Here is an 8,336-nt window from a genome sequence, read left to right on the forward strand (position 1 = left end):
ATTCAAAAAATCAAGTGAAATCAGGTTGGCTGCATCCTGGTGAGCAAAATCCCGAAAAAACGGCAAGCGGTGAATAATTCAGGATAAAATGAATGTTTATAATATTCATCATTAATTTATTTCATTAGGTTGGGGTTGCGATGAGTCTGATTAAATATCAAATCTTTTCTACGGTCATGATGTTAAAAAGTTTTACGAAAGCTGCAGGTCAGCTTGGGTTGACTCAATCGGCGGTAAGTCATGCTGTATCCAGTTTGGAACATGACCTAGGCTTTGCACTCATCAACAGAGATCGATCAGGAATAACCGTAACTCGGGAAGGTCGCATTCTTCTGCCCTCAATCAATGCTGTACTGCAAATGGATAAAAATGTCCATCAAGAAGCTTCAGCGATTTTAGGCATAAAAAAGGGAGTTGTGACGGTTGGCGTCTTTAACAGCATCTCCCGCCATCTGCTTCCGAAAATCATTCACGAAATGGATCAACGTTATCCACTTGTCCAAGTTCGTCTGTACGAAGGTAATTATGAAACAATCGAGCAGCGGTTGACACGCGGTGAATTGGATTGCGGTTTTGTTAATAAACTTGAAATAAAATCATTCCAGATTACTTCGTTGAAGAAAGACCGTATCCTTTGTATCGTCTCACCGCAGAGTAAACTTTATCATCAAAAAACCGTTTCTTTTGACCAATTGAGAAAACAGCCATTTATTATGCCCGCCTTTGGAGGAAACCATGAAGTAAAACAGCTTTTGGCGGCACACCACTGTAAGCCCGAGATCCGCTTTGAACTTATGGAAGAAAATGCGATCCTCGCCATGGTCCGCAATCATCTCGGAATTAGTATATTACCTGAATTGGTGCTTCCTGATCACATTGCACCGCTTAAAGCCATTCCATTCTCTGAAGAAAGCTTTCGTACGATCGGTCTTGCAACGCGAATTCCTCCTTCACCGGCTGCTAAATGTTTTGCTGAGATAACCAAGGAATTAATCACTAAGCTTTCCTAAGGAAAGAACAGCAACACGAAATCGAAAGGATCGGAGTACTGCTCATGACCCAATTACAAGCATACAGAAAAGAAATCGATGCCATTGATGAACAGCTCATCCGCCTGTTCAACAAGCGAATGGACATCGCTCGTTCGATCGCATTATTCAAATTGAAAAACGATCATAAAATTCTAGATGGAAAGCGCGAGCAAGACATCATTAGAAAAGCACGTGACCAAAGCGCACGTGCAGAACTTAAGCCTTATCAAGAATCCCTTTTCAAACATCTCGTAGCCCTCAGCCGGGATTATCAGAAACTGCTGATTAATAAGAGCAAATGAAAAGCAACCTCCATTTCGATGAGTCGAGACGGAGGTTGCTTTTATCTTCTCAGATTCGCTTGAATCATTAATATATCGGTGTGTTCTCAGGATTAACATTTTCAAGCAGTTCTTTGATTCGCGCAAGAAAACGCCCCGTAATCAATCCATCGAGTACACGATGATCGATGGAGATACAGAGATTGACCATATCCCGAATTGCAATCATGTTATTAACCACTACAGGCCGTTTGACAATCGATTCGATTGACAGAATAGCAGCTTGAGGATGGTTGATAATCGGCTGTGATTGAATTGAACCAAATGAGCCGGTGTTGTTTACTGTAAACGTTCCTCCTTGCATATCATCGGGCGACATCCGATTTTCGCGAACACGAGCGGCAAGGTCGTCGACGGCAAAGGCAAGTCCTTTGATGCTCCGTTCATCCGCATTCTTAATGACCGGAACATAGAGCGCATCTTCTGAAGCAACGGCGAGTGATAGATTAACTGCTCGCTTTTCAATGATTTTATCGCCGGCCCAAGTACTGTTCATGCGCGGAAATTCTTTCAAGGCGGCGACAATCGCTTTCATAAAAAAGGGAAGATAGGTTAATTTATGACCTTCTTTTTTCAAAAATGCATTTTTTACTTGGTTCCGATAGTTCACTAAATTGGTCACGTCAACTTCAATCATTGTCCATGCATGAGGAATTTCATGTTTGCTGCGCAGCATGTTAGCAGCGATCGCGCGACGTACTCCAGTCAACGGGATAACACGATCACCCGCTTCACTCTTTATGGCAGCATGTTTTGCTTCAGGTGCCGCCGCTTGTCCGGCGACAGCGCCTGAGTAACACACGGCACCGGCGGACGCAGCTGGTTGCATGCTTGCAGCCGGCTTTGAATTTCCAGAAGCTTGTGCAGGTTCAGCCGCCAGAAAACGCACGACATCCTTCCTTGTAATCCGCCCGTCTCTTCCACTGCCGGGAATCTGCTCAAGTTCAAGGTCATGTTCTTGAGCAAGACGTAATACGGCCGGCGAATAGCGTTTTTTCATTGACTGCTTCGTTTTTTGACTCGACTCAGCTGCCGCTGGAGTTGGCTCGGTCTCACCTGTCGCTTCGTTATCGGCAACTTCAATCGTACATATCGGCTCGCCAACAGGCAAGGTATCGCCTTCGTTCACATGCATTTTTATAATCTTCCCTTCGAAACTCGAAGGTATTTCTGCGTTCACTTTATCGGTTGTTACTTCAGCAATCGGATCGTATTTTTTCACGGTGTCGCCTGCTGAAACCAGCCATTGACTGATCGTTCCTTCAGTCACACTTTCTCCTAATTGCGGCATCGTCATTTGCTTTTCACTCATCATACTGCCCCCTTCCTTTAAAATTCGGCTAGGTCTTGGATTGCGTGTTCAATTTGTTCTGGTTTCACCATAAATGCCTTTTCCAGCGGGCCGGCATAAGGCATTGCCGGCGCATCCGGTGCCGCAACACGTTTGATCGGCGCATCCAGATCAAAAAGACAGTTCTCGGCAATAATCGCTGCGACTTCGCTCATCACGCTGCCTTCTTTCGTGTCTTCTGTAACTAGCAAAATTTTTCCCGTTTTTTGTGCTGCGCTGATTATCGATTCTTTATCAAGTGGATAAATCGTTCTCAAGTCAAGCACATGAGTTGAAATGCCCTGCTCCGCAAGCTGTTCCGCCGCATTGAGGACATGGTGAACCATTAGTCCATAGGTAATTACGGTTACATCGGTACCCTCGCGTTTAACGTCGGCTTTTCCAAGCGGAACAACATAGTCGGTTTCCGGAACTTCGCCTTTCAATAGTCGATACGCACGCTTATGTTCAAAGAAGAGAACCGGATCATTGTCACGTATCGAAGCTTTTAACAGTCCTTTTGCGTCATATGGCGTTGAAGGAATAACAATTTTCAATCCAGGGACATTAGCAAAGATCGCTTCCATCGATTGAGAATGGTAGAGTCCCCCATGAACGCCTCCGCCAAACGGAGCGCGAATCGTTAATGGAACCGACCAGTCATTATTCGAGCGGTAGCGCATTTTCGCCGCTTCAGAGATAATCTGATTAGCCGCTGGAAGCATAAAGTCTGAGAATTGCATTTCAGCTACCGGACGCAACCCATATAGAGAAGCGCCAATGCCGACACCTGCGATTGCAGACTCAGCAAGTGGTGTATCCATCACGCGAAGCTCGCCGTATTTTTCATATAATCCCTTTGTCGCTTGAAAGACGCCCCCGCGTTTGCCGACATCTTCGCCTAATACAAAGACGTTTTCGTCCCGAGCCATTTCTTCATCTAAAGCCATGGTGATTGCTTCAATATATGAGCGTACTGACATTCGTTCATCCCCCTTAATTCTTTTCCTCATAAACATAATGAAGAACAGAATCGGGCTCAGCGAATGGTGCTTTTTCTGCATCATTAGTCGCCGCATCAATTTCTTTGCGAATCCGTTCTTCCATTGCTCTTTCGCCATCCTCGGTCAAAACATGAACAGCGCGCAGGTATTCGGCAAACGTCAGGACACCGTCATGTTTTTTCGCTTCATTGACTTCCTCTTTGGTTCGATAGGTCATATCATTATCGTCACTCGTGTGCGGCATTAACCGGTAACCATTCGCTTCAAGAAGTGTTGGGCCTTCGCCGCGATGTGCTCGATCAGCTGCTTTCTTAACCGCAGCATAAGCAGCAAGAGGATCGTTGCCGTCGAAAGACTCCCCATACATCCCGTAGCCAATTGCACGATCTGATATATGTGCACAGGCTACTTGATTTTTTAAAGAAACCGAAATCGCATAATGGTTGTTTTCACACATGAAGATAACAGGAAGTTTGTGAACAGCTGCAAAATTTGCTGCTTCATGAAAATCGCCCTGGTTTGACGAGCCTTCGCCAAAAGTAACAAAGCTGACAATATCGTCACCTTTGATTTTTGCTGCAAGTGCGATTCCGACAGCATGTGGATTTTGCGTCGTAACCGGTGATGAATGACTAAGCATGCGCAGCTTTCGATAACCGAAGTGGCCCGGCATCTGTCTTCCGCCTGAATTCGGATCTTCTGCTTTTGCAAAATTATTCAGCATCATTTCCCTTATCGTCATGCCCCATGCAAAAACAAAACCATAGTCGCGGTAATAGGGCGCAACATAATCTTTATCGCGATTTAAGCCAAATGCAGCGCCGACTTGTGCTGCTTCCTGACCTTGACATGACACAACAAAGGGGATTTTACCCGCGCGATTGAGCAACCAAAGTCGCTCATCAACCCTTCTCGCCTTCAGCATATTCTCATACATTGACAGAACATCTTGATCAGTCAAACCCAGCGCTTTGTGACGGTTAGCCACTTGAACAGTCTGATTAATTTTTTGAATCATAGATGAATCGCCCTCCCATCGGCCGCCAATGCAGCTTCACCGATAATTTCAGATAGTGTTGGATGCGGATGAATGACTTCTGACAGTTCCCACGGCGTCGCGTCGAGCAGCTTTGCAGCTGCTGCCTCGCCGATCAAATCGGTTGCATGCGGTCCATATAGGTGGATACCAAGCACGTCATTGGTTGATTTATCTGCAATCACTTTTGCAAAGCCTTCAGAGTCGCCATACACGAGTGCCTTGCCGATTGCCCCAAACGGAACCTTTCCTACTTTCACGAGATGATCTTTTTTAGCCTGCGCTTCTGTTAAACCAATGGATGCGATTTCCGGATGCGTGTAGATGCAGCGGGGAACCCGTTCCGGCTGCAGCGGTTCAACAGGCAAACCTGCAATATGTTCCACCGCATGGATTCCCTCATGTGAGGCAACATGTGCCAGCTGCAATCCACCGGTTATATCGCCAATTGCATAAATATGCGTTTCCTTGGTTTGACCGAAAGCATTTGTTTTGATATAACCGTGATCTGTTTCGATTGATGTATTGGCAAGGCCAATGTCCTCGGTATTCGGCATCCGCCCAACCGATACAAGTATTTTCTCTGCAGAAAAAGTTTCTGTTCGACCATCAACTTCTGCACTGATCGAAAGCTGGTTTTCTTTTTGCAAGGTTTCCGGAAGCAGCTTTGCCGAGGTGACCATTTGAATGCCGCGTTTTTTAAAACTGCGCGCAAGCGATAGCGATAACGTTCGATCCTCGCTTGGGATGATGCGGTCACTATACTCCAAAATGGTCACTTTCGAACCGAAATCCGCCAGCATCGATGCCCATTCCACGCCGATCACACCACCGCCGACAATGACGATTGAGGCGGGCACCTCTTGTAATTGCAATGCTTCATCGGAGGTCAGGACATGTTCTCCATCAACCGCTAAACCGTTTAAAGAACGAGGTCTTGACCCAGTTGCTAGGATCACATTTTTAGAAGTCAGGATCTCATTTTCACGACCATCGGCAAATTCAACCGATATTGAACCGGGTATCGGTGAGAAGATTGATGGACCAAGGAGACGTCCGAAACCGTTGATCATGTCAATTTTTCCTTTTTTCATTAATTGCTGAATGCCATGATGCAATTGGTTCACAATCGCTTGCTTTCGTTCCTGAATTTTGTTGAAACGGAGTGCAACTTGAGCAACTTCAATTCCGAAGTCTTGACTCTTTTTTATTTCACTAAAAACTTCTGCGCTTCGAAGCAGTGCTTTCGTCGGGATACATCCTTTATGAAGACATGTCCCCCCTAGCGAGTCTTTCTCAACGATAGCCGTCTTTAGCCCGAGTTGGCTGGCGCGAATGGCTGCTACATAGCCACCTGTTCCACCACCTAATAGGACCAGGTCATAATTTTTGACCATAAAAAAGTCACTCCTTATCGTTCGTGCATGGCTTATTTACGTTTTGGGTGCAGAAAGGTTTCATACCGAAGAAAAAAATCATTTGGTCAGCGCAAAGCCGCTGCGATTCTTTCCATATTTTTTTCGATTAGTTGCCGTGTATCCATAAACGCTGTAATCCGTGCTGCATCACTTTAGTCATGTGATCTTCTTCTCTTATCGTACCCTATTCATAACCGATAGGCAAAGCGCATGTATCGGTTTGCTCCAACAATCCGCTAAACGATTGCGGCGTTTTGCGTTTTCTTCATGATTATACGAAGGAGGCAGATTTCTCAGCACGCTCTTCATATAAGCAATCCTTATCTTCGGGAAACCATAAGAAATGTTTTTTTGAATAATCAATGACATCGGCCGTTGAAAAACGTACAATTAAGAATTGAGGAAGTCATTTTCCAGATGATTCGAATCAGAATCACTGTTATCTCTTAATGCGTAAGCCAATGCGATGACCTAACCCTACTTTTCGGAGTGAATAATTTGGAACAATTTAACTGGATCTTCACGATTACTTGGCAGGAAGCACTTATCTCATTAGCCATATTTCTGATTTTCTTCATAGCAAGAAAACTGTTTTCTAAATTTTTTCTAAAGCTGATCGCCCGGCTATCTAAATTAAGTAAAACCCAGATGGACGATGCGATTGCTGAGGCCTTTTACAAGCCGGTTACGTTTATCCTACTCTTTGCAGGCATCTATTTTGCGCTTCTCTATTTACCGCTTCCGCATACATGGAAGTCAATCGTTTCATTGATTTTTAAATCGTTGACTGTATTTTCAATGGGTTGGGGATTCTATATCTTCTCTGGTGCAATTGGAATTTTCTTTAATCGAATGGGCAATCGCTATGAGCTGCAATTCAATACAATCGTGATTCCATTTCTTTCTAAAATCGTGAAATTTATCATCGCAGTCTTTACCATTTCGATAATCTTAGAACAGTGGAATTTTCACGTCACCGGATTGATTACCGGGCTGGGCATTGGCGGACTAGCAGTGGCAATGGCAGCAAAGGATACTTTAAGCAACCTGTTTGGTGGCCTGGTGATTATTACCGATGCCCCCTTTACAATCGGTGACATCATTCAGATGGGGTCAATTCAAGGCGTTGTTGAAGACATTAACTTTCGCTCCACACGCATTCGAACGACTGATCTTGCACTGGTAACGGTCCCCAACTCAACGCTTGCCAACTCGCCCATCACAAATATATCGAGGATGGACAGACGACGAATTTATTTCAATCTATCCTTGGATGTTGAGACAACAAATGAACAGATCAAACGGAGCCTTGGCCGCATCCGGCAAACACTAGCAGCAGATACTGAAGTCTATCCTGATAAAAAATATGTTTATCTGGATAAAATTACTTCAAGCAGTAAAAACTTGATGATTGATTTTTTCATCAAAACCACGGATCTTGAGGAATGGTTAAAAGCAAAAGAACACTATAATTATGTTGTTCTCGATATTCTTCAAAAAGAACAGGTTAAATTAGCTGCAACGCGCTCGGTCATAGTTACAACAAATGACGATGGAAAAAATATCGAGGACAATCAGGCCGCGGCCACGGAAGAACGCTCACCGTCTCGTGACTCATTATAGGTTTGTAGATGAAGGGTGTCTCAAAAGTCTGTTGACGATGGGACACCCTTTAAAAAACGTACGTTTTAGGATTAAGCACGAGAGTTCGAGACTCATTCAATGGTGTTTGTTGACCGCTTACTGCTTGGTCAGGATTGAATTTGAATTTTTTGCGAGCATGATCATCCCTGTGCAAATCAGCAGCCCAGCAACTGGAAGACCCGTCCCATATAAGATCAAACAGTTAAGGCTCCCGGCAACTAGAAACAGTAGCCCGCAAACCACAGCAAACCCTTTTCTTATGAATAGATACAACCCGATTCCAGCCATGGCTGCACTGATTCCTCCGGCCATGAATGCATGACTTCCAAAGGCGAGCAAGCTGCTTAACGCCCCGGATGCAGAGAGCGGATCATGCTTGATAAACTGAGTCACACGCATTGAAGGCGTCCATAAAGCCGCGAGAACTGTAAGGCCTCCAAAAAGTGTATATTGCCATCGCAAAAGCCCAGTTATGCCATGTTTTTGGGACACTTAGGACATAAACGAGGGACATGTGTGCCATGCGAGGGAC

Annotated in this window: 8 protein-coding genes; 3 read left to right on the top strand and 5 right to left on the bottom strand. The window is 44.8% G+C overall.

What is annotated here, in order from left to right; translation table 11 throughout:
- Positions 1 to 140 precede the first annotated feature (140 nt).
- Positions 141 to 1,010 (top strand): LysR family transcriptional regulator, encoded by an 870-nt coding sequence (locus AA84_RS0112855; RefSeq protein ID WP_028977536.1) that lies wholly within the window; start codon positions 141 to 143, stop codon positions 1,008 to 1,010.
- Between the two features lie 44 nt (positions 1,011 to 1,054).
- On the top strand, positions 1,055 to 1,333 hold the full coding sequence (locus tag AA84_RS0112860; protein ID WP_028977537.1) for a chorismate mutase: 279 nt from the start codon (positions 1,055 to 1,057) through the stop codon (positions 1,331 to 1,333).
- 67 nt (positions 1,334 to 1,400) lie between these two features.
- Here the strand turns inward: AA84_RS0112860 and AA84_RS0112865 are convergent, their stop codons facing one another.
- From AA84_RS0112865 to lpdA, 4 genes are read right to left on the bottom strand one after another with little or no spacing between them, the layout of a single operon-like run.
- Positions 1,401 to 2,684 carry a dihydrolipoamide acetyltransferase family protein gene (locus tag AA84_RS0112865; protein ID WP_028977538.1) on the bottom strand — a complete coding sequence of 428 codons (1,284 nt, stop codon included), beginning with the start codon at positions 2,682 to 2,684 and terminating at the stop codon, positions 1,401 to 1,403.
- Positions 2,685 to 2,701: 17 nt separating this feature from the next.
- Positions 2,702 to 3,685, bottom strand: coding sequence for an alpha-ketoacid dehydrogenase subunit beta (locus AA84_RS0112870; RefSeq protein WP_028977539.1), 984 nt, complete (start codon positions 3,683 to 3,685; stop codon positions 2,702 to 2,704).
- A 13-nt stretch (positions 3,686 to 3,698) separates the two neighbouring features.
- Positions 3,699 to 4,724 carry a thiamine pyrophosphate-dependent dehydrogenase E1 component subunit alpha gene (locus AA84_RS0112875; protein ID WP_051575332.1) on the bottom strand — a complete coding sequence of 342 codons (1,026 nt, stop codon included), beginning with the start codon at positions 4,722 to 4,724 and terminating at the stop codon, positions 3,699 to 3,701.
- Complete coding sequence (gene lpdA, locus AA84_RS0112880; RefSeq protein ID WP_028977541.1) at positions 4,721 to 6,139, bottom strand: dihydrolipoyl dehydrogenase; 1,419 nt, start codon at positions 6,137 to 6,139, stop codon at positions 4,721 to 4,723. Before lpdA ends, AA84_RS0112875 begins: the two co-directional genes overlap by 4 nt.
- 510 nt (positions 6,140 to 6,649) lie before the next feature.
- On the opposite strand from lpdA, the gene AA84_RS17885 reads away from it, so the two are divergent.
- Positions 6,650 to 7,783, top strand: coding sequence for a mechanosensitive ion channel family protein (locus AA84_RS17885; RefSeq protein WP_415640306.1), 1,134 nt, complete (start codon positions 6,650 to 6,652; stop codon positions 7,781 to 7,783).
- 117 nt (positions 7,784 to 7,900) lie between these two features.
- Here AA84_RS17885 and AA84_RS0112890 read toward each other — a convergent pair whose 3' ends face one another.
- Complete coding sequence (locus tag AA84_RS0112890; protein WP_028977542.1) at positions 7,901 to 8,203, bottom strand: hypothetical protein; 303 nt, start codon at positions 8,201 to 8,203, stop codon at positions 7,901 to 7,903.
- Between the last annotated feature and the right edge of the window lie 133 nt (positions 8,204 to 8,336).

The sequence above is a fragment of the Sporolactobacillus terrae DSM 11697 genome, assembly GCF_000648615.1.
In the GTDB taxonomy this organism is placed as follows: domain Bacteria; phylum Bacillota; class Bacilli; order Bacillales; family Sporolactobacillaceae; genus Sporolactobacillus; species Sporolactobacillus terrae.